The organism is Brevibacterium sp. Z349TD_9 (assembly GCF_056173565.1).
In genome coordinates this window covers 269,756-291,619 of record NZ_CM149680.1, presented here as the reverse complement: position 1 = coordinate 291,619, position 21,864 = coordinate 269,756, and the positions used below count along the sequence as shown (strand labels likewise).

Annotated in this window: 18 protein-coding genes; 5 read left to right on the top strand and 13 right to left on the bottom strand. The window is 69.3% G+C overall.

Annotated elements, in window-relative coordinates; genetic code table 11:
* Nucleotides 1-83: 83 nt before the first annotated feature.
* Entirely contained in the window at nucleotides 84-1,490 is a 1,407-nt protein-coding gene (locus AC0VYB_RS01280; RefSeq protein WP_101624342.1) for a uracil-xanthine permease family protein, read from the top strand.
* Here the strand turns inward: AC0VYB_RS01280 and AC0VYB_RS01275 are convergent.
* From AC0VYB_RS01275 to AC0VYB_RS01265, 3 genes are all read right to left on the bottom strand, one after another.
* Nucleotides 1,478-2,545 carry a LacI family DNA-binding transcriptional regulator gene (locus tag AC0VYB_RS01275; protein ID WP_095375162.1) on the bottom strand — a complete coding sequence of 356 codons (1,068 nt, stop codon included), beginning with the start codon at nucleotides 2,543-2,545 and terminating at the stop codon, nucleotides 1,478-1,480. The genes AC0VYB_RS01280 and AC0VYB_RS01275 overlap by 13 nt on opposite strands.
* A 65-nt stretch (nucleotides 2,546-2,610) precedes the next feature.
* Nucleotides 2,611-3,321 (bottom strand): sulfite exporter TauE/SafE family protein, encoded by a 711-nt coding sequence (locus AC0VYB_RS01270; RefSeq protein ID WP_095375163.1) that lies wholly within the window; start codon nucleotides 3,319-3,321, stop codon nucleotides 2,611-2,613.
* Nucleotides 3,318-4,820 (bottom strand): amidohydrolase family protein, encoded by a 1,503-nt coding sequence (locus AC0VYB_RS01265; protein ID WP_131248166.1) that lies wholly within the window; start codon nucleotides 4,818-4,820, stop codon nucleotides 3,318-3,320. Before AC0VYB_RS01265 ends, AC0VYB_RS01270 begins: the two co-directional genes overlap by 4 nt.
* Before the next feature lie 211 nt (nucleotides 4,821-5,031).
* Between AC0VYB_RS01265 and AC0VYB_RS01260 the strand changes: the two genes are divergently transcribed.
* Together AC0VYB_RS01260 and AC0VYB_RS01255 are read left to right on the top strand one after the other, a co-directional pair.
* Nucleotides 5,032-6,306, top strand: coding sequence for a methyltransferase domain-containing protein (locus AC0VYB_RS01260; RefSeq protein ID WP_415711549.1), 1,275 nt, complete (start codon nucleotides 5,032-5,034; stop codon nucleotides 6,304-6,306).
* A gap of 138 nt (nucleotides 6,307-6,444) precedes the next feature.
* Entirely contained in the window at nucleotides 6,445-6,795 is a 351-nt protein-coding gene (locus AC0VYB_RS01255; RefSeq protein WP_131248167.1) for a hypothetical protein, read from the top strand.
* A 56-nt stretch (nucleotides 6,796-6,851) separates the two neighbouring features.
* Here AC0VYB_RS01255 and trpS read toward each other — a convergent pair whose 3' ends face one another.
* Nucleotides 6,852-7,898: a tryptophan--tRNA ligase gene (trpS, locus tag AC0VYB_RS01250; RefSeq protein WP_366231874.1), complete on the bottom strand. Its 1,047-nt coding sequence runs from the start codon at nucleotides 7,896-7,898 to the stop codon at nucleotides 6,852-6,854.
* A 332-nt stretch (nucleotides 7,899-8,230) separates the two neighbouring features.
* Here trpS and AC0VYB_RS01245 point away from each other — a divergent pair, with 332 nt between their 5' ends.
* A complete protein-coding gene (locus tag AC0VYB_RS01245) occupies nucleotides 8,231-8,611 on the top strand; it encodes a VOC family protein (RefSeq protein WP_167560238.1) in 381 nt (126 codons plus the stop codon).
* A gap of 36 nt (nucleotides 8,612-8,647) precedes the next feature.
* On the opposite strand, the gene AC0VYB_RS01240 is transcribed toward AC0VYB_RS01245, so the two are convergent.
* Both AC0VYB_RS01240 and AC0VYB_RS01235 read right to left on the bottom strand, forming a co-directional pair.
* Complete coding sequence (locus AC0VYB_RS01240; protein WP_167560240.1) at nucleotides 8,648-10,348, bottom strand: ABC1 kinase family protein; 1,701 nt, start codon at nucleotides 10,346-10,348, stop codon at nucleotides 8,648-8,650.
* Nucleotides 10,349-10,464: 116 nt separating this feature from the next.
* On the bottom strand, nucleotides 10,465-10,968 hold the full coding sequence (locus AC0VYB_RS01235; RefSeq protein ID WP_259819887.1) for a DUF2306 domain-containing protein: 504 nt from the start codon (nucleotides 10,966-10,968) through the stop codon (nucleotides 10,465-10,467).
* Nucleotides 10,969-11,050: 82 nt separating this feature from the next.
* On the opposite strand from AC0VYB_RS01235, the gene AC0VYB_RS01230 reads away from it, so the two are divergent.
* The gene (locus tag AC0VYB_RS01230) at nucleotides 11,051-11,740 is read left to right on the top strand and encodes a MerR family transcriptional regulator (RefSeq protein WP_259819890.1); all 690 of its coding nucleotides are present in this window, start codon (nucleotides 11,051-11,053) and stop codon (nucleotides 11,738-11,740) included.
* Nucleotides 11,741-11,755: 15 nt separating this feature from the next.
* Here AC0VYB_RS01230 and AC0VYB_RS01225 read toward each other — a convergent pair whose 3' ends face one another.
* From AC0VYB_RS01225 to hutU, 7 genes are all read right to left on the bottom strand, one after another.
* Nucleotides 11,756-12,616: an IclR family transcriptional regulator gene (locus AC0VYB_RS01225; protein WP_259819892.1), complete on the bottom strand. Its 861-nt coding sequence runs from the start codon at nucleotides 12,614-12,616 to the stop codon at nucleotides 11,756-11,758.
* Between the two features lie 3 nt (nucleotides 12,617-12,619).
* A complete protein-coding gene (locus AC0VYB_RS01220) occupies nucleotides 12,620-14,017 on the bottom strand; it encodes a formimidoylglutamate deiminase (protein ID WP_259819894.1) in 1,398 nt (465 codons plus the stop codon).
* Nucleotides 14,014-15,321, bottom strand: a complete 1,308-nt coding sequence (locus AC0VYB_RS01215) for an allantoate amidohydrolase (RefSeq protein ID WP_366231873.1) — start codon at nucleotides 15,319-15,321, stop codon at nucleotides 14,014-14,016. The genes AC0VYB_RS01220 and AC0VYB_RS01215 overlap by 4 nt, the downstream gene beginning before the upstream one ends.
* Nucleotide 15,322: 1 nt before the next feature.
* Nucleotides 15,323-17,044 (bottom strand): histidine ammonia-lyase, encoded by a 1,722-nt coding sequence (hutH, locus tag AC0VYB_RS01210; protein WP_009377538.1) that lies wholly within the window; start codon nucleotides 17,042-17,044, stop codon nucleotides 15,323-15,325.
* 132 nt (nucleotides 17,045-17,176) lie between these two features.
* Entirely contained in the window at nucleotides 17,177-18,496 is a 1,320-nt protein-coding gene (locus AC0VYB_RS01205; RefSeq protein ID WP_259800864.1) for a YjiH family protein, read from the bottom strand.
* A 20-nt stretch (nucleotides 18,497-18,516) separates the two neighbouring features.
* Nucleotides 18,517-19,758 carry an imidazolonepropionase gene (gene hutI / locus AC0VYB_RS01200; RefSeq protein WP_201671775.1) on the bottom strand — a complete coding sequence of 414 codons (1,242 nt, stop codon included), beginning with the start codon at nucleotides 19,756-19,758 and terminating at the stop codon, nucleotides 18,517-18,519.
* 97 nt (nucleotides 19,759-19,855) lie between these two features.
* On the bottom strand, nucleotides 19,856-21,613 hold the full coding sequence (hutU, locus tag AC0VYB_RS01195; RefSeq protein WP_101624330.1) for a urocanate hydratase: 1,758 nt from the start codon (nucleotides 21,611-21,613) through the stop codon (nucleotides 19,856-19,858).
* Nucleotides 21,614-21,864: the final 251 nt, after the last annotated feature.

The window sequence follows — 21,864 nt, the reverse complement described above, 5'->3', positions numbered from 1 at the left end:
AATCCCTACTCACGCGCCTGCGGCCTCGGCCGCGGTCGATGGGCCTCAGCGACGAGGTCCCTGGCGAAGGAGAGACCCCAGCGATGGCAGCTGACACGAACACCGACCATGCGGCATCCGACCCCTCGCGCATCCACCCTGTCGACCGATTGCGACCGGTGCACACGCTCATCCCGTTTGCGATCCAGCACGTGCTCGTCATGGTGGCGACGCCGATCTCAGCCGTCTTCCTCATCGCCAACGCACTGTCGCTGTCGCCGCAGACGACGTCGGCGGTCCTCTCGGCGGTGTTCGTCTTCTCCGGGCTCGGTTCGATCCTCCAATCGGTGGGCGTGTGGAGGATCGGGGTGCGACTGCCCTTCGTCATGGTTCCCGGCGGTGCGGCGACGATCCTCTTCATCTCGATCGGCCAAGGCACCGACCTCTCCACGGCGGTCGGAGCCGTGCTCATCACAGGCGTCTTCTACATCGTCGCCGTGACGCTGTTCGTCAGACTCCTCAAGTTCTTTCCTCCACTGGTCATCGGCGTCATGGTCGTCGTCATCGGAATCAACCTCATCCAGGTCACCGGCAAGCTCATCGTCGGAGAACCGGGAACCTACTCGTACGGAGACCCACAGAACCTCCTTCTCGGCTGCGTCACGATCGTCATCACCGTGCTCTCCTTCAGATTCCTGCGCGGCATGCTCGGCAAGCTCTCCATCGCCATTGGCCTCGTCGGAGGGACAGTGCTCGCGGCCGTCATGGGAAAGACCACCTTCACCGAACAGCTCGACGGTCCTCTGTTCGCGACCCCGACGCTCCTGCCGCTCGGGGCACCGACCTTCGATCTGGCCGCAGCGATCCCCATGCTCCTCTGGGCACTGGCCTCGATGGCCGAAGCCACCGGCCAGACGATCATCAACGGGGAGATCGTCGGGAAGAAGGTCGAACCCACCCGAGACGTTCCCCGCCTCATCCGGGCCGATGGCCTCATCACCGTGGCCGGAGCCCTCTTCGGCACCCCTGCGCTGGTGACGAGTGGGGAGAACGTCGGAATCGTGCGCGCATCAGGAGTCCGCAGCCGATTCGTCACCGCATTCGCGGGCATCCTGCTCATCCTCATCGGCGTCAGCCCGCTCGCCCGCATCCTCAACGGCATCCCGCCGGCCGTCGTCGGGGGCAGCGCGGTCGTCGTGTTCGCGATCATCGCCGTCCTCGGGATTCAGATGCTCGCCCGTGTCGACTTCAACCAGACCGGCAATCTCATCACGGCAACCGTCGGCCTCGCCGCTGGCCTGCTCCCCGTCCTCCTCCCCGGCATGTACGCACACCTGCCCGCGAATGCGGCATCTCTCCTCGGCAGCGGTGTGGCGATGGCGGCATTCGTCTCCGTCCTCCTCAATCTCCTCTTCCACCACACCGGACGCAGAGACAGGCACCCGAAGTCCCGCACCCCGATCGAGGATCCGAGCCGGCTCGAACAGCGGCCAGGGGACTACCGGATCTGAGGGCGCTCGCCGAGGTGGCCGCCTGGTCCCGCGGTCGACGCCCGGACGATCAGTCGTGGATCCGGCCGGTGGGGCCTCTCGACCTCCGGAGAGGCGGGCGATCCATCGAGCACGGCAAGCAGAAGCTCGACGGCGTCTCGCGCGACCTCGTCGAGTCCGAGATCGACCGCGGTGAGCGGCGGGGTGCTCGTCCGCGCCCGCAGGCCGTCATACCGTGTCGCGACGAGGAGGTCGACGCCGACCGAGCGCCCCGCGGCCTCGGCCGCCCGCACCGCACCCGAGGCGAACGTGTCGATCGGCACGAACAGGGCGTCGACATCCGGGGCATCGCTGAGGATGGCCCCAGCCGCATCGGCACCGGCCGGCTCGCCTTCCTCTTCGTCCGCTTCGGCGATGACGGGTGCGAAGCCGTACTCGGCGGCGGCCGCCAGATACGCGTTTCGCGCGGCCACCTGGGCTCCGCGCTCGCTGGTGCCGACGATGAGGGCGGGCCTGCGAGCCCCCTGCGCGATGAGGTGCTCGACGAGCAGCTCTGCCGTCTGCGCATGCCGGAGGTCGACGACCCCACTGGCCTGCGCAGCCCCGCCGGGACCGTCGATCGTCACGTAGGGGATCCCCCGGGCCTCGAGGGCGGAGGCGATCGGGTCGTCGACGGCGGGTTCGAGGAGGACCGCACCGTCGATGTCGAGGCGGTCGACAGGGTCGGTGCCGCTCACCGGAGGCGTGAGCATGAAGACGTACCCGCGCAGCAGCGCGGTGCGGGCGCAGCTCATGGCCAGCTCTGTGAAGAAGCCGAGTTGCGAGGGGCCCGCTGAGACCGCCGCCGGCATCGAGGACAGGAGGGCGAGACTCTGCGATCTCCCCTTCCGCAGGCCCTGCGCCCGCACGCTCGGACGATAGTTGAGTTCGGCGGCAACAGCCATGACCCGCTCACGCGTCTGCGAGTTGACCTTGCCCAGACCGTTGAGGGCATGGGAGACCGTCGTCCGCGAGACTCCGGCCTCGCGGGCGACATCGGCGATCGTCGCGCGATGCGGACGCGGTTGAGCAGGCATGGGTTCAGGGTACTTGAGGTTGCACGGTGGAACGGCCGGCGCGGGGGACAGCCGAGCCTGTCGCATCACGCCTGGATGATGACGAGGGCACCCGAGACGATCGCGAACCCGAGGACCGTGTAACGGAGCACCGGACCATCGAGGCGGTGGTGGACGTAGCGGCTGAGGAAGGACCCGACGACGAGGAAGGGCAGCAGCATCGCCGTCGTGACCAGGGTCGGGCCGGCGACCTGGCCGCTCAGCGCCAGCACGAGCAGGGAGATCACCTCACCGACGAGGAAGCACACGGCCACGGTCGACCTCAGTTCGGGGCCGGGACTGTGCTGGTAGGCGAGCGCGTACGGCGGGCCGCCGACTCCTGTCGATGTCTCAGTCACCCCCGTGATGAGGCCGACGGCTGCGAGGGCGGTGCGATTCGGTGAGAACTTCGGTGCGAGCAGTGCTGCGACGGCGGCGATGAGCGTCGACCAGCCGATGAGGAGGGAGAGCTGGTGCAGGTTGACGATGAGGAGGATCCAGAGTCCTGCGAATGTCCCCGCGAAGCGTCCGACACTGATCCACTTCACCCCGTGCCAGTCGATGGCGCTCCTCTCCCGAGCCGCGACGTAGGCGTTGAGCGGGATCATGAGCACGAGGAGCATGACCGGGATGAGGGTCGGGTCGATGAAGCTGACGACCGGGGCGACGATCATCGCGAACCCCATACCTGTCGACCCCTGGACGAACGCGGAGATGAGGACCGTCGCTGCGACGATCGAGAATGCGAGGACCGTCATCCGCGGACCCCTGAGGCACCGCGGGCGCTCAGAGGCCCCGGAGTCTCGTAGGGATCGACTGCGCGGACAGCGGATTCCGCCTGAGCCACCTCGGCGCCGTGCTCCTTCATCCAGGACGCCCGATGCTCGGTGGACAGCGGGTCCACGCGGATGATCGGCGAACCGCCGACGACGCGATCGGCCGCCTGCCGGGCACGCTCAAGCAGACCGTGCCCGTCCCAGTCGACGGGCCACCCTCGGTGCAGGCGCACACGCCCGGCGACGATGACCGACTCGATCTGGTCGCGGTTGCCGAGGCGCACGAGTTCCCACGGAAGGTCCCACGAGGGCACGAACTCGGGCACATCGAGGTCGACGACGAGGAGGTCGGCATGGGCGCCGGGAGCGATCTCGCCGACTCTGCCGGCGAGTCCGACGGCGTCGGCGCCTCCGCGCAGGCCCTTCTCCAACCAGGTCCACCCACCGCCGCTCGAGGAGTCACCGGATGCCACGCCGGTCGTCAGCCGCTGGGCGGTCTCAGCGGCATCGAGGAGGCGGAACGCGTCGGACCGGGTGCCGTCCGTGCCCAGGCCCATGCGCACCCCGAGTTCGTGGAGGAGCAGGGCCGGGGCGACGGCGTTGCCCTTCCACGAACTCGCGACGGGGTTGTAGCTGATCGCCGCTCCGGACTCCGCGAGCAGGCGGATCTCCCGGGGAGTGACAAGGGTCGCGTGGGCGGCGAGGAGTTCGGGACCGAGCACGCCGAGGCGGTCGAGTCGTTCGAGCGGTCGTTCGCCGCCCGTGATGAGCGAGCGCTCGACCGCCGCCAGGTGCTCGTTGAGGTGCGTCTGGAAGACCGAACCCGCCTCGCGGGTGAGTTCGGCGAGGACGACCAGCGCCTCGTCCGAGGCGGCCTCGGGAATGGAGACGGCCAAGGACGGATGGACGAGGTCGGCATCGTCCCACCTGCTCAGATGGTGTTCGGCGGCGGCCCTCACCTCGGCGACGGAGGCCGTGCGCACCCCGCCGCCGAGGTCGTTGCCGATGATCCCGAGGACGCACCGGAGTCCGACCTCGTTCGTGGCTTCGGCCATCCTGGCGACGTCGACCCCGGCCCTCGTCCCGGCGTCGGCGACCGTGGTGAAGCCTCCGCGCAGCGACTCCCATGCCGCCAGCCTGGTGGCGACCTCGATGGCCTCCGCATCCATGTGTCCTTCCATGGGGACCCAGACTCGGGCGAAGATCTCGGACGGCTCTCCGAAGACGAGTGACTTGCCGAACGCCTGCGAGAGGTGATGGTGGGCGTCGATGAATCCCGGCATGAGGAGTCGGCGCGGAAGGTCGATGCGGTTCGCGCCCAGGCAGGCCGGGCGGGAGGCGAGGGCATCGAGGGAGTCGACCTCCGCGATCCTTCCGTCGACGACGAGGACCGCGCAGTCGCGCTGCGGGCCGTGGGGCATGAGGACCTGCTCGGGGACGAGGAGCGTCGGAGCTTCATGGAGGGTGCGCAGAGGATTCATGATGTCCTTCGGGATTCTCCGATGCCGTGGCAAACCGTAAGACAAATCGATTTGGTTACTCCGAGTCTAGGGCTCCTCTGTGAGGCGGTCAATGCATTCGGCCCTCCCCAGGTCGACGGAACCATTCCGAGGGGACCGCTCCGAGGCGAGCGCACCAGCCCCAGGCGGTCCCCTCGCCGCCACATGGTTCCCGCGACGTAAAATGGCGGTCATGACCACGCTGCCCCTCACCCCCGCCTCGGCGACCTCCGGGGGCCTGGTCTGCCCGTACTTCGAGGCGCACCGCTGCCGGTCGTGCACGCTCATCGAGACTCCGCACGCGCAGCAGGTCACCGATAAGGAATCCTGGTGCCGCGACGTCCTCGCCGATCACCCGCCGCGCACGTGGCTGCCGGCCGCCGCGGGTCCCGACCACGACTTCCGCAACCGGGCGAAGCTCGCCGTGGGCGGCAGCGCCGGTGCGGTGACGCTGGGCATCCTCGATGCCGAGTTCGACGGCGTCGACCTCCGCGACTGCGGCATCCAGGCACCGGCGATCTGCGCGGTCATCCCGACCCTCGCGGACTTCCTCGACGACACCGGACTCGACCCCTACGATGTCCCCAGCCGCCGAGGCGAACTCAAGTTCGTCCACGTCACCGCGGCCCCCTCGGGGGACCTCATGATCCGGTTCGTCGTCCGCTCCCAGTTCGGACTCGAGGTCATCACCGCACGTCAGGACCGGCTGCTCGCCGCCCTCCCGCAGGCGACGGTCGTCTCCGTCAATCTGCTGCCCGAGCACAAGGCCGCACTCGAGGGCAGTCGGGAGGTCATGCTCCGCGGAGAGACGCTGCGGATGGACCTCGAGCGCGTCGACCTGCACCTGCGCCCGCAGAGCTTCTTCCAGACGAACACCGAGGCGGCCACGCTCCTCTACGATCAGGTCGCGACCTGGGTCGACGAGATCGCACCCCGAACCCTGTGGGACCTCTACTGCGGCGTTGGCGGGTTCGCCCTGTGGTGCGCGGTGCCCGGCACGGGTGCAGACGCCGACCTTGGTCCGGGCGCCGACCCGAGACCCGGCATGGACACGGCCGCGGGAGACGACCACGGACTGCCGCCTCGGCGGGTGACCGGCATCGAGGTGAGCGAACAGGCGATCGAGTCGGCTCGAGCGAGCGCGGACGAACTCGGCGTCGACGTCGAGTTCACGGCCGCCGATGCCACGGAGTTCGCGCAGTCTCGGCTGGCGGACTCCCAGCAGGCGGACGGGGACCGGCCGGACTGCGTCATCGTCAATCCGCCTCGGCGAGGGATCGGGGCGACGCTGTCGACGACCCTCGAGGACTCCGGGGTCGAGCACATCGTCTATTCGAGCTGCAACCCCCTCACCTTGGCCAAGGACCTCGACCGGATGCCGAGCTACGTCGTCGAGCAGGCGCGCGTCTTCGACATGTTCCCGCACACGAAGCATCTCGAGGTCGCCGTCCTCCTCCGTCGACAGTGAGGACGCTTCGCCGGTACGGAAGGACGGGCGGTGAGGTCGCGGCGACGGCGAGGCAAGGACACCCCCACCGAGGCGGCCGGAGAAACTGTCAGCGGAAAACCCGTGCGCTTTCCCCATTCGGCAGGCTACATTGACTCCATGACGATCTCACTCAACACCGATGCCGTCGAGCACGCTCGTGAGCTCATCCGCGCCGGCAAGGTGGACAGCAACGACCTCGGCGACTGGTCGGCGGAGAAGCCGACGGCCGAAGGCGAAGACGTCTTCATCGCCAACAACGGCTGGGACGCGTACGCGAAATGGCACCTCGGCACCGACAAGGATGCGGATCCGCGGACGAAGAAGGCGTATTCGTTCCCCTACGGCGACTTCGTCGAGGTCCACCGCGCCGCCGTCATCGCCGCGGAATCTCGGGCCGGCGAGTACAAGCACACGGAGATCGAGAAGGCGGCGAAGGAGCTGCTCGACCTCATCGACAAGGACAAGTAGCGGGCGCACGTGTGGCGGAGTGCCGGCTGACCGGCCCCCGTCACGCTCCCTCCCGATCAGCGCCCGTAGTCCATGCCCATCGCCGTGCGCACCTCGGCGAGCGTCTCCTCGGCGATGACGTTCGCCCGGGCGTTGCCCGCTGAGAGGATCTCACGAACCGCGGACGGATTGCGTTCGAGCTCGCGCCGTCGGGTCCGGTGGTCGGCGAGGAACTCGTTGACCGCCTCGGTGGCGGCCTTCTTCAGGGCTCCCGCCCCGGCGTCCCCGATCTCCTCGGCGATCGCCTCGGGGGTCCGCCCGGTGCACACCGCCGCGGTGGTGAGCAGGGCGGAGACCCCGGGGCGGCTGTCCGGGTCGATGGTGATCCGCCGGTCGGAGTCCGTCGCCGCCCTGCGGATGACCTGCGCCGTCTCGTCCGCGCTCATCCCCAGGGCGATGGCGTTGCCGTAGCTCTTCGACATCTTCCGGCCGTCGAGTCCGGGCAGTTCCGGGGTCGTCGTGAGCATCGCCTCGGGTTCGGCGAAGACACGGTCGTAGCGTTCGTTGAACCGCCGGGCGATCGTCCGGGTGATCTCGACATGAGGCAGATTGTCCTTGCCGACCGGGACGAGATTGCCCCGGCAGAAGAGGATGTCCGCCGCCTGGTGCACGGGGTAGGTGAGCAGGAGTCCGCTGAGCGGTCGATCGGAGGCGGCGAGCTCCGCCTTGACCGTCGGGTTGCGCCGCAGTTCGCTGTCGCTGACGAGGCTGAGGAACGGCAGCATGAGCTGATTGAGCGCGGAGACCGCCGAATGCGTGAAGATCGTCGTCCGCTCAGGGTCGATCCCGGCGGCGACGTAGTCGAGGATCGCCGCGTGGACGTTGTCGGCGACGTTCGCCGAGGTGGCCCGATCGGTGATGACCTGATAGTCAGCGAGGACGATGAAGGTCTCGATCCCCTGGTTCTGCAGGGCGACGCGTTCGAGGATGGAGCCGAAGAGATGGCCGAGGTGAAGCCGGCCGGTGGGGCGTTCGCCGGTGAGCATCCGGTAGCGCTCGGGATGGGCATCGATGTCGGTGCGCAGCTGCGGCATGCGATCGAGGGTGGCGGAAAGGGAATCCATGTCTGTTCTCCGTGGGGTGCGAGTGCGGTCAGGGCTGCACGGGTCGCACGGAGAGATCCCACCTCGTCAGCGGGCTGCCATGCAGCCCGCGGGTATGCGTCAGTCGGCTGCGTCGTCGAGCAGCCACCACCAGTTGAGTCGGGTTGTGCGCATGGGACGAGTCTACGTCGTCGCCGAATCCGTGCGTAGACTGGTCGGCGATGACCGGACTGGCCCAGAGTCGCTCACGGATCGGTGACCCGGTCCGCACGTGAGCCGCCAGGGGCGCGAACGCGCCCCTCCTTTCGACACCACGACCTCAGATCGTCATGCCCATCTCGAAAGGACCGTCCATGTCAGCAACCTTCAACTACACCATCGTCGCCGCCGCGGACCCGCAGGAATCGGCGCAGTTCTACGTCGACATCCTCGACGCCGAGCACACCCGGTCATGGGGAGTCTTCGCCAACGTCATGCTCACCGGCGGGGTCATGCTCCAGTTCGCCTCTCCCCCGCCGCCCTACGAGGTCTCCCCGGTGCACATGGCCTTCCTCTGCACCGATGAGCAGTTCGATCGGGCACTCGGCCTCCTGCGGGACCGCGGCCTCGACCACTGGGCCGACCCGCAGCGCACCCGGCCGGGTGAGACGAACACCGAGCACGGGGGACGCGGCGTCTACTTCCTCGACCCTGCCGGTCACTACCTCGAGCTCATCACCGCGCCATACCTGTGAGCCCAGCACCCGACAACGCCAACGGCCGCCGCCCGCTCACCGCGCGCGTTTGGCGAGCTTGAGCACCTCCTCGGTGACAGTGACGTGACTGGTGCGGCGCACGGAGAGGTTCCGCCAGGTCACGGCGGCCAGACCTGCCGCGGCGAGACCGGCGATCGAGACTCCCTTGATCGTCGGACCCGTCCGGTTCGCGAGCAGCTGGGAGGCCGCGAGCAGCGACGATGAGGCCATGAGCCCATCGACGAGCTTGTCGGTGAGTTCGTCGGGGTCGCGGAGGTTGATCTCGAATCGGGTGTCGCCGTTGCGCAGCTGCTGGACGAGGATCTCGAGGTCACGGGGCAGGTTGTTCGCCATCCGCGTCCAGTTCGACGTCGACCGGACGAAACGCTCGAAGAGCTTCTGCGGAGAGTTCTCCTTCTGCGCATGCTCACGCAGATACGGCCCGAGGTACTCCTCCATCGTCACGGTGCTGCCGATCTGGATGCCGAAGCCTTCGAGCCTCGACATGACGCGCACGAGCATCGCGAGGTCGCTGGGGAAGCTGAGCTCCTTCTCGTGGAGGAGCTGCATGCACGCGTTCATCGCCGCACTGAGATCGATGTCGGCAGACGCCGTGTCCTCGGGCAGGTACTGCGCCATCCACTTGTCGATGGCCATCTCGAGGTCTTTGACGTCCGTCGAGGCCGGCGCTTTGCACACGACGATGATGACGTCGGTGAGCCCGGAGACGTCGCGTCCGACGACCGCGGTGAGCAGCCGGATGACGTCGTTGCGGCGGGGTCCGGCGAGGTAGCCGACGTCCCCGTAGTCGAGGAGGACGACGTGCTCGGAGTCGGAGACGAGGAAGTTCCCCGGGTGCGGATCGGCGTGGTAGAGACCATGGTCGAAGATCATCGTCATCCACGCATTGGTCACATGCTGGGTGAGGTCGTTGACGGTCCACCCGCTCGCGGTGACGTCGGCTGCCGTGCGCAACGACGACCCTGCCATCTGCTCCATCGTGAGCACTCCCGCGGCGCTGAGCTCCGGGAACGGCTTGGGCACGAGCAGCCAGTCGAATTCGCTGAGTTCCTGGGTGAAGCGCTGCATCGCACCGAGTTCGTTGCGCAGGTCGACGGCCTGGGTCATCATCTCGGCGAACTGTTCGACGGCCTTCACAGGGTGGAAGCGGGCGAGGTCGGGATCGGCGGATTCGGCGAAGCGGGCGACCTTGCGCATGAGGTCGAGATCCCCGCGCACCTTCTCCTCGGCGCCGAAGTGGAGGACCTTGACCACGGCCGGCGTTCCGTCCTTGAGCACGGCGTGGTGGGCCTGAGCCACCGATCCGGAGGCGAAGGGTTCGTCGTCGAAGGAGGCGAAGAGTTCGGTCACGGGCGCCCCGAGGTCGGCTTCGACGCGTTCCCGAGCCTTTCCCGGTGGATCGGCGGGCACTTCGGCCTGCAGCCCGGCGAGCGCCTCGGCGATGTCCGTGCCCACGAGGTCGGCGCGCATGCTCAGGGACTGGCCGAGTTTGACCCACGTCGTCCCGAGTTCGGTGAACGCCGCGGTCAGACGCGCTCCTGCGTCGAGTTCGACGAGGTCGGGGTCGGCGAGCTTCGTCGCCAGGCTGGTGTCCCCGTCGGCGGCGGCGAGCTTGCGGGCGGACTGTTCGGCGATGCCGTACCGGGCGAGGACTTCGAGGATCTCCCGCGCGCGGGCGGCGTCTCCGCCGAACATGGTCGGGTGTGGGGATGCCATGGCTGCTCCTGTGTCTGGCACGAAGATCCGGTCGACCTCCGCTTGAGGTGGGCACAGTGTAACCACCGGACATCGGCACGGGGTGCGAATCGACCCCGCCGAGGCGGGTGCCGGGTTCACGTCACCGCGTCCTCGGGGACCGGCTCGGGGGCCTTGGCCCTCACCGTCACCACCCGGACGAACACCGTGACCGTCGCGGCGACCGCGACCGTCGCGGCGACCGCGAGCACCGTGACGATGACGACGAGGGGCTCGCTGCGCAGCATCTGCGGGATGAGGCGAGCGGGAATGATCGAGGCGAAGACGAAGGCGATCAGGGTGCCGATGTAGGCGCCGATCATGAAGTGGCGGTGGACGCGGACCGAGCCCAGGCGAATCGCGGTGATCGCCGCGGCAACGCAGACGAGCGTCCAGATCGAGAGTCCGTGGAGCCAGGTGAATCCGTTGGGCATGATCCAGAAGCTCGAGACGCACACGGTGACGATGGCGGTCACCCAGCCGGCGCCGAGGATCCGGTGGGCCGTGTCGCGCCGGCGGCGGAAGATCTGCACAGGACCGAGCAGAAGGACGTAGAGGGCTGCGATGGCATGGATGGCGATGACCGGAGTGAGCGCGTCCATGCCTGTAGGATAGTTTCACTATCTACGCCGGCGCCATCAGGATAGTCGCCGGTGGGAGGACTATCCAAGCGGGGAGGGGACCATGCTGCTCAGTGAGTTGGCCGTCGCCAGCGGATGTTCGGCGGCGACGATCAAGTACTACCGCCGCGAGGGACTGCTGCCGCCCGGCGAGCGGATCACCGCGACTCGTCAGAACTACGGCACCCGACATCTCGAGAGGCTCGCTCTCATCCAGGTGCTGCGGGAGGTCGCCGATGCCCCGATTCCCGCGATCCGCAGGCTCACCGCGCTCCTTGATGATCCGTCAGTGCCCCTCATCCGGGCGCTCGAGGAGGCGCAGGCGATCGCCCTGGGCGACCTGGCGGCCGGAGGCCCGGCCGCCGGCGACCGCCCCGAACACCCCACAGTCGCCGCACTGCTCGAGCGGATGGACTGGCCGGACATCGGGTCGATCCCGCGCCGGGCTCTCGACGAGGTGCTGCACACTCTGGCGGCGTGGGAGATGCCCGATGGGATCGACACCGTCATGCGCTACGCGGTGCCGAGGGCGGAGATCTCCCGCGGGGACGTCGCGTCTCTGCACAGAGGCTCCCTGCAGAAGGGCTCCCTGCAGAGAACCGAGGACGGGGACGAGCCCTCGGAGGACGTCAAGGTCATGCGCGCCGTGGCCGGGACCATCGCCTTCGACCAGCTCATCCGGGCGCTGCGGGCGCTCGGTCACGTCTCGCTCAGCGTCACCGCCGACCCCAGCCAAGGATCCGAACAGCCCTGAGACCCGACCGAGCGCTCACCGCAGCTTCGCGGTCACCTCGGCGGCTGCGGCGAGCACACGCTCGACGAGGTCCTCGGACACCTCACCGGCGCCCGAGGTCACCGAAGCGTCATCGGACCCAGCGTCGGCCCGGTCTGCACTGTCCGCGCTCGCACCGGCTTCCGCCTCGGTCCCGGCACCCGCCTCGGTGTCGGCCTGAGCACCGACCGCAGGGTCGGCGACGGAAAGCCCGATCGCGGCGATCGGACGGGAGAGGACGTCGTAGACCGGAGCGGCGAGCGTCGAGATCCCCGGCGTCACCTCACCGTGCTCGATCGCCCACCCGGCACGCCTGGTCTGGGCGAGCAGAGCGCTCAGCTGTCTGAACGAACCCGGCCCGACCCCGGTGCGGGTGACGAACGACGACTCGGACTGGAACATCGCGAGCACCTCGGACTTCGGCAGCTGCGCGAGGATCGCGCGCCCCGTCGCCGTGAGGTAGCTCGGCATCCGCACGCCGGTCGCGGTGACGACGGCGACGGACCGCAGCGACTGCTCCTTGAGCACGTAGACCGTCTCCCACCCGCGGATGATCGCCAGCTGCGCGGTCGCCGAGGTGTCCTCGGCCAACTGCCGCACGACCGGCTGCGCGAGGCGCTGCAGCGGGTTGGTCCGCAGGTACGAGCTGCCGAGCTCGTGGACTCCGGGACCGAGCACATACCCCGGTTCGGTGCGCACGACGAGCCCGAGCTCCTCGAGCACGGAGAGGAGCTCGTAGACACTCGAGCGCGGGATCTCGAGGGCCCGGACGAGGGCACCCGCGGAGATCGCGCGGTTCGATGAGGCCAAGTGCCGCAGGATCGCCACCGACCGTCGCAACGCAGGGACCTCCGCCATGCCTCAGCTCGCCGCCGAGGCGTCGGCTGCGGACACGGCGGACGCCGGGGTCCCCGGGTCCATGCCGAGGGCGGCGAACGCCTCGGCGTAGAGCCCGGGGATCGGCCCGAGCGCGGTGTGGACGCCGTCGCGGACGCGCACGACTCCCCCGCTCACGGTCGAGTGGATGTCGGCTGCGGTCGCACTGAGCACAGCCTGCTCGCCCAGCGAGCCGAAGGTGCGCATGCTGTCGGTGCGCACGGCGATGAAGTCACACGCCTTCCCGACCGTGAGCTCGCCGACCGGCAGGTCGAGGCTGCGTGCCCCGCCGAGGGTGAGCGCGTCGATGAGTTCGGCCGGGGAGAAGCGACCGCGCTCACCGCTGCGCAGACGCTCACCGGCCTCGAGTCCCTGGGTCTCGCGCAGCGCATCGAGGACGACGTGCTGGTCGGAGCCGAGGGCGATCGTCGCTCCCGCCTCGGCGAGTTCGCGGGCGGGACCGATGCCGTCGGCGAGGTCGGCCTCCGTGCACGGGCACATGACGATCGTCGTCGCCCCCTCACCGAGGGTCGCGATGTCCGCATCGGTCAGGTGTGTGGCATGGACCGGGGAGAGCCGCTCCGTGACGACTCCGGCACGGGCGAGCACCTGGGTCGGGGTCGTCCCGTAGGCGGCGATCGAGGCCTCGTTCTCCGCCGGCTGTTCCGAGAGGTGGACGTGGAGGGGTCCGGTGATCTCGGCGAACCGCGGCAGGTCGGCGGCGGGCACCGCACGCACCGAGTGGATCGCGGCCCCGACGGTGACGAAGCTGTTGCCGGCGGCGTCGACGGGGAACTCCGTCGCGACGTCCGATGCGAGGCGGGTGTGCCGGTCGAGGTAGCCCTCGATCGTGCCGTCGCCGAAGCGGGCCTGCTCGTCGGAGAGTTCGGTGCCGATGCCGCCGGTGAGGTAGCAGGTGTCGAGGAGGCGGATCCGGATCCCCGCCGAGGCGGCTGCCCGTGCCAGCGCCCGTTCCATCGCGTGGGCCTCAGTGTAGGGGGTCCCGTCCAGGGCGTGGTGGACATAGTGGAATTCACCCACCGAGGTGTAGCCGCCGGCGAGCATCTCCGCGAAGACGGCGCGGGCGACGGTCTCGTAGCTCTCCGGGCTCAGGCGCCCGGCCACGGAATACATGACCTCGCGCCACGTCCAGAAGGTGCCGCCGTCGCCGTGGGTGCGTCCGCGCAGGATGCGATGGAAGGCGTGCGAGTGGGCGTTGACGCCTCCGGGCAGGGTGAGACCGGGGACGACCTCGGCGTCGGTCGGTGCCTGTGCGACCCCGGTCTCGACCGCGGTGAGCGTGCCGGTCTCATCGGCGGTGAGGAGGACGCCGGTGGCGACGGCCCCGTCGAGCCATGCGGATTCGCACCAGAAGCGGGTCATCGCGTGCCTCCTGTCGCCGGCACACCGAGGTCGTCGGTGGTCGCGCCGCCGAGTTCGTTCTCGAGCACGGCGACGAGCGCGGAGACGCCGGCGCGCGCATCGTCGTCCTCGCAGGCCTCCTCCGGCGCGTGGGAGACGCCGGTGGGGTTGCGGACGTAGAGCATCGCCGAGGGCACATGGGAGGCGAGGATCCCCGCGTCATGGCCGGCCCCCGAGGGCAGCATCGGCGATTCCGGCAGCACCGAGCGCAGACGGTCGTTGAGGTCGGCGGTGAAGCGCGTCGTCGGCGAGTACGACTCCTGGGAGACGGTGACGCTCACCCCGGTGTCGGCGGCGTGCTCACGGGCCCGGGCGGTGATCGCCGCGAGGACCTGGTCGACGACGGCATCGGATTCGTGCCGGATGTCGAGCCAGAAGCTCATGGCCGAGGCGATGACGTTCGTCCCGCCGGGGTGGATGAGCGTGCGTCCGACGGTGGCGACGGCTCTCGCGTCAGTGGCGGCCGCTAGGGTCGGGATGTCGCCGATCACTCGCGATGCGGCCACCACCGGATCGGCGCGGTGGCTCATCGGAGTCGTTCCCGCGTGATTGCCCTGACCGGCGAACGCGAGATGCCAGCGTCCGTGACCGATGATGGAGGATCCGATGGCCACAGCCTGATCAGTGCCGGCCAGTCCGATGCCCTGCTCGACGTGGAGTTCGATGAACGAGCCGATGCTCCGCAGGCGTTCGGGGTCGGTGCCGACGCGTGCGGGGTCGAGTCCGTAGCCGCGGGCGACGTCGGCGAACGTGTCCCCGTTCGCGTCGGTGAGCCCGAGCGCACGGTCGGCATCGATCGCTCCGGTGATGAGCCGCGACCCGAGGCAGGCGACACCGAAGCGCGAACCCTCCTCCTCAGGGAAGACGGCGAGGGCGAGCGGCCGGGTGGCGCGCTCGAGGGCGCCGGAGTCCCGGAGCTCGTCGAAGGCGGCGAGCGCCGAGGCGACCCCGAGGGGTCCGTCGAAGGCGCCACCGCCGGGCACGGAGTCGAGGTGGGATCCGGTGACGACGGCATTCGCCCGCCCCGCCGACGCGTCGCCTCCTGCCGAGTCGTCGCCGGTCGTCGCGTTGGGCGTGTGCGCCCACGCCCACGTGATGCCGTTGGCGTCGATCTCGGTGTCGAGACCGCGCCGGTTCGCCTCGGCGAGGAACCATTCGCGCAGATCGCGTTCCGTCGTCGAGAAGCCCGGCCGCTGGTAGCCCGGCCCTCGCGGGTCACGTCCGGTGTCTTCGATCTGCCCGAGCAGGGAGACGACGTCGCTCATCTCAGCGGCCCTCGCCCGCGGTGTCGCCGGCGGCGCCCGCCTCGTCGGGGTGGTACTCGGTCGTCGCGGCGGCCGTGCCCGAGGCCTCGGCGGCGGCCTCGAGGTTGCCGAGCGCCGTGAAGTCGGGGTCGTCGACGGCCGGACCGCCGCCAGCAGGCTGCCACGTGCCGGCGGCTGCGGTGACGGTGTGCGTGAGCGGGGTGACCGCCTCGGCGGCGGCGACGAGGGATCCGTCCTTGACCTTGGCGATCGTCTCAGCGAGCTCCGGGGAGAGGAAGCGATCGGGTCCGGGACCGGGCACGGTCTCACGGATCGCGGCGATGACCGCTCCGGTCACCGGTGCCGGCTCGGCCTCGCGCATGTCGCACGCGCGGGAGGCGGCGTAGAGCTCGATGCCGATGACGCTGGCGAGGTTGTCGACGACCTTGCGCAGCTTGCGCGCGGCCGACCAGCCCATCGACACATGGTCCTCCTGCATCGCCGAGGACGGGATCGAATCGACCGAAGCAGGAGTCGCGTTGCGCTTGGCCTCGGAGACCATGGCCGCCTGCGTGTAGTGGGCGATCATCAGACCCGAGTCGACGCCGGCGTCGTCGGCGAGGAAGGGGGTGAGGTCCTGGTTGCGGGCGACGTCCATCATCCGGTCGGTGCGACGCTCGGCCATTGATGCGACGTCGGCGGCGACGATCGCGAGGAAGTCGAGGGCGTGGGCGAGCGGGGCGCCGTGGAAGTTGCCGTTCGAGGACACCATCCCGTTGGTGAGCACGACGGGGTTGTCGATCGCCGCCCGCAGTTCGCGTTCGGCGACCTGCGTGGCGAAGGCGAGCGCGTCACGGGCGGCGCCGTTGACCTGCGGGGCGCAGCGCATCGAGTAGGCGTCCTGGATGAGGTGCGTCGAGTCGCGGTGGCTGGCGGTGATGCCCGAGTCCTTGAGGGCGGCGAGCATGTTCGCCGCCGAGGCGGCCTGACCGTCGTGCGGGCGCAGCGCGTAGTGGAGCTCCGGGGCGAAGACCGCGTCGGTGCCGAAGAGTCCTTCGATGCTCATCGCCGCAGAGATGTCGACGGCGGTGAGCAGGCTCTCGAGGTCGGTCAGGGCCATGATGAGCATGCCGAGCATCCCGTCGGTGCCGTTGACGAGGGCGAGGCCCTCCTTCTCGGCGAGCGTGACCGGGGTGATGCCCGCAGCGGCGAGGATCTCATCGGCGGGACCGGCGACACCGTCGGGACCCTCCGCGACGCCTTCGCCCATGACGACGAGCGCGCACGCGGACAGGGGCGCGAGGTCGCCCGAGCAGCCGAGCGAGCCGTACTCGTGGACGACCGGGGTGATGCCGGCGTTGAGCATGTCGACGTAGGTCTGGAGCACCTCGGCGCGGACACCGGCGCGACCGGTGGCGAGCGTCCGGGCGCGCAGAAGCATGAGGGCACGCACGACTTCGCGTTCGACGGGTTCGCCGACGCCCGCGGCATGCGAGCGGATGAGGGACTTCTGCAGCTGCGTGCGCAGTTCGGCGGGGATGTGGCGCTGGGCAAGCGCACCGAACCCGGTCGAGACACCGTAGACGGGCTTCGGGGCGGCGGCGAGCGCGTCGACGGCCTCGCGGTACTTCGCGACCCGGGCCAGGGTCCTCTCGCTCAGCGACACCTTCGCGTCGCCGCGGGCCACGTCGACCACCTCGGCGAAGGTGAGGGTGTCGGGATCGAGATCGATGACAGCGGGCATCGGGAGCCTTTCTTCTGTGTCGGTCGGACCGGTCGGTCCTGCCGGGGTGGTCGAGTTGGTCGGGTTGGTCGAACTGGTCGGTGTGGTCGGGGTCGGGCCCGCAGAGCAGTGTAGGCGCTGCGAGCCGGGACGTTACAGGAGCAGGTGGGCGAGCGGGGCGGAGATGAGGATCGTGAGGACGACGCGTTCGAACCAGATGATGACGAGCGCGCCGACGGAGATCGGGATCTCGGTGGCGAGGATCGAGGGCACCATGGCGGAGAAGAAGATGATGCCGGCCACGGAGACGACGGCGATGACGAAGCGCAGCACGAGGTCGTCGGAGCCGGCGACCTGGGTGGCGGGCAGGAACATCTCGACGAGCCCGAGTGCGGAGGCCTTGCCGGCGAGGACCGGGTCGGAGAGCTGAGTGACCCACGTTAAGGGGACGAAGATCCATCCGAGCCAGTCGAAGATCGGGGTGTACTTCGCCAGCAGCAGTCCGATGAGGCCGACGGAGAGGATCGAGGGCAGGATCGACGATGCCATGAGCAGACCGTCACGGAAGTTGATCCAGAGGTTCCGGCCCAGGCTCGGGGTCTCCGCCAGTGTCGCCTTCGCCTCCCGCCACGCGATGCGGAAACGGTGCTTGGTCACCTTCTCCTCGGGCTGCGGGGTCGCCCCCGGGTAGTAGGTGTCCGGGATCCGCCGCAGCGGCGGGAGGTGGACGGTGATCGCGGTGACGACGAACGTGACGACGAGGGTGAAGAAGAAGTAGAGCAGCCAGTGGTCCATGAGGTCGAGCGTCTTCGCGACGACGATCATGAACGTCGCCGAGACCGTGGAGAACCCGGTGGCGATGATCGCGGCCTCCCGTGCGGTGTACTTGCCCTCCTTGTACACGCGGTTGGTGATGAGCAGACCGAGCGAGTAGCTGCCAACGAACGAGGCGACCGCGTCGATGGCCGAACGGCCCGGGGTCTTGAACACCGGGCGCATGATCGGCTGGACGAGGACGCCGATGAACTCCATGAGCCCGTACCCGACGAGGAGGGCCAGGAAGATCGCACCGACGGGGACGATGAGGCCGACGGGGATGACGAGCTTGTCCCAGAGGAAGGGCCCGATGTCCTCAGCGGCGAGCCAGGCCGGCGGGGCGGTGAGGATGAGGATCGCGACGACGAGTCCGACGACGCCGAGGACGGCGAAGATCCCCTTCGTCACCGAGGACTTCCATGTTCCCGTGACGAAGGGGCGGACGGCGCCGAGGAGGATGAGCGCGAGCACGATGAACGGTACGACGGGTCCGGCGAAGGTGCGGATCGCGGTGACGATGTGGTCGAGCGGGATCGTCGAGGTGCCGGCGATCGTCACGGGCACGAAGAACATGACGATCCCGATCGCACTGTAGGCGAAGAACCGCCAGGTGCCGGGCCGTTTCGTCGAAGTCTGTGCCTCTGTCGGGGTGTCCATGATTCTCCTTCGAATCGGGCTCAGTGCTGGGGCCGGTTGTCGGCGACGAGCTCGCCGCCTGCGAAGACGCGGTCGACGAGCTGGACACCGGGCCGGTAGGCGAGGTGTCGGTAGCTCGGGGCGTCGAGGACGACGAGGTCGGCCTGCGCTCCGGCGCCGAGGTGGCCGACGTCGCTGCGATCAAGAGCGTGGGCTCCGCCGGCGGTCGCCGCCCACACGGCCTGGTCGACGGTGAAGTGCATGTCCCGCACGGCCACGGCGATGCAGAAGGGCAGGCTGTTGGTGAAGCACGAGCCGGGGTTGCAGTCCGAGGCGATGGCCAGGCGCACCCCGGCGGCGAGGTAGCGGCGGGCGTCCGGGTAGGGCTGACGGGTGGAGAACTCGACGCCGGGCAGCAGGGTGACGACGGTGCCCGCCTCGGCGAGGACGGCGAGGTCCTCATCGGAGGCGAAGGTCGCGTGGTCGACGGAGGTGCAGCCGAGCGCGGCGCCGAGGCGCAGTGTCCCGCCCTGGGTGAGCTGGTTGGCGTGGAGGCGGGCCTTCATGCCCACGGACTTGCCCGCTTCGATGATGCGCCGGGTCTGGTCCTCGTCGAAGGCGCCCTCTTCGCAGAAGACGTCGATCCACTTCGCCTTGCCGACGGCGGCGGGGATGATCTCGTCGATGACGAGGGCGACGTAGGCCTCCGGGTCGGCTTTGTACTCCGGGGGAACGACGTGGGCGGCGATGAGCGTCGACTCCGGTGTGTGCCGCCCGATGATCTCGAGCGCCCGGATCTCGTCGTCGAGCGTGAGTCCGTAGCCGGACTTGATCTCGAACGTCGTCGTTCCCTGCCGGGTGGCCTGGTCCACGAGGTGGACGAGGTTGGCTTCAAGCTCCTCGTCGGTGGCGGCGCGGGTCGCGGCGACCGTCGTCGCGATCCCCCCGGCCGAGTACTTCTCACCGGCCATGCGCGCGGCGAACTCGGCGGAGCGGTCACCGGCGAAGACGAGGTGGTTGTGGCTGTCGACGAAGCCGGGGATGACGGCCTTCCCACCGAGGTCGATCGTCTCGACGGGGGCGTCGGGCGAGGCGAGCGTGAGCGAGTTCAGGGCGGCGTCCGCCTCGGCGGCGGGACCCGACCAGGCCACCTTCCCGTCGTCGATGATGAGCGCCGCGTCGGTGAGGGTGTGGAGATCGCCCGCGCCGAGGCTGGGGCGGGCCATGAGCTCGGTCGAATCCGAGTTGGTGACGAGTTCGCTGATGCCGGTGATGAGCTTCATCGCAGGGCCTTTCGGGTCGGGAACGCCGGAGTCCCACCGCCCCGCAGGCCGGTCGTCCGAGGGACGGCATGGCCGGCGGGGCGATGGGATCGACGGGTCACTGGGCGGCGGATTCCTCGTCGCGGACGTCGAGTTCGGGGATCATCGGGATGCGCATGCCGCGCTCCTCGGCGACCTCGACGGCCCGTTCGTAGCCGGCGTCGACGTGGCGGATGACGCCCATGCCCGGGTCGTTGGTGAGCAGGCGGGCGAGCTTCTTCGCCGCGAGCTCGGTGCCGTCGGCCACGGACACCTGACCGGCGTGGATGGAGCGGCCGATGCCGACGCCGCCGCCGTGGTGGATCGAGACCCAGGTCGCACCCGAGGAGGTGTTGACCAGGGCGTTGAGCAGCGGCCAGTCGGCCACGGCGTCGGTGCCGTCGAGCATCGCCTCGGTCTCGCGGTAGGGGCTGGCCACCGAGCCGGAGTCGAGGTGGTCGCGACCGATGACGATCGGTGCGGAGACCTTGCCCTCGGCGACGAGCTGGTTGAACAGCAGTCCCGCCTGGTGGCGCTCCTTGTAGCCGAGCCAGCAGATGCGGGCGGGCAGGCCCTCGAACTCGACGTACTCGTGGGCGGCGTCGAGCCAGCGGTGGAGGGACTCGTTCTCGGGGAAGAGCTCCTTGAGGGCGGCGTCGGTGACCTCGATGTCCTTCGGATCGCCGGAGAGCGCGACCCAGCGGAACGGCCCCAGGCCCTCGCAGAAGAGGGGGCGGATGTAGGCGGGGACGAACCCGGGAAACTCGAAGGCCCGGTCGTAGCCGGCCTTGCGGGCCTCATCGCGGATCGAGTTGCCGTAGTCGAAGACCTCGGCACCGCGGTCCTGGAACTCGACCATGGCACGCACGTGCTTGGCCATGGCCTCCTCGGCGCGGAGCGTGAACTTCTCGGCGTCCTGTTCGGCCTCGGACTGCCAGTCCTCGAGGCTGACGCCGAGCGGGAGGTAGGAGAGCGGGTCGTGGGCGGAGGTCTGGTCGGTGACGATGTCGACCTCGGCGGCCTCATCGCGGTCGAGGATGAGCGGGAGGATCTCGGCGGCGTTGCCGACGAGTCCGACCGAGAGCGCCTGCTTGTTCCTCTTCGCCTCGATGACCTTGGCCAGTGCCGTGTCGAGGTCGGTCTCGACCTCGTCGAGGTAGCGCTTGGCCTGCCGGCGGTCGAGGCGGGTCTTGTCGACGTCGATGATGAGGCAGGCGCCGCCGTTGAGGGTGACGGCGAGCGGCTGGGCCCCGCCCATGCCGCCGCAGCCTGCGGTGATCGTCAGGGTTCCCGCGAGCGTCCCGTCGAAGCGCTTGCGGGCGATCGCGGCGAAGGTCTCGTACGTGCCCTGGAGGATGCCCTGGGTGGCGATGTAGATCCACGAGCCTGCGGTCATCTGACCGTACATCATCAGGCCCTCGGCTTCGAGTGCGCGGAAGTGCTCCCAGTTCGCCCAGTCGCCGACGAGGTTGGAGTTGGCGATGAGGACGCGCGGCGCCCATTCGTTGGTGCGCAGCACTCCGACGGGCTTGCCCGACTGGATGAGAAGGGTCTCGTCGTCCTCGAGGTCGTCGAGGGTGCGCACGATCGCGTCGTAGGCCTCCCACGAGCGGGCGGCGCGGCCGGTGCCGCCGTAGACGACGAGGTCCTCGGGACGTTCGGCGACCTCTGGGTCGAGGTTGTTCATGAGCATCCGCTTCGCGGCCTCGGTCTGCCAGTTCTTCGCGGTGATCTCGGTGCCGCGGTCGGCGCGGATGACCCGGCTGGGGTCGTGCTGGGTGAAGGTCGGCTTCGTCGCCGAGGTGGTCGCCCCGCTGTTCTCGGTCGTGGCGGTCATGTGGCTCCCTTTCGTTCCGTCCCCTCCTGCTGCGTGATGCCGCAGGTGGGGCCGCTGCTGTGTGCGATCTGAGCGGTTCGGCCTGTCCGACTGAGTGGAAGGCGGCCTGCTGCCCGTCCATGGCCGGTCGATGTGTCGCCTGCCGTGGAATCGTCTCTGTCTACACACACCATTGTGTCCGTTGGGAGCCGGAGCGGAAGTGGCCCGGATCAAGTTCTGTCCGAAATTTCGGACAGCACGTGATCCGGGCC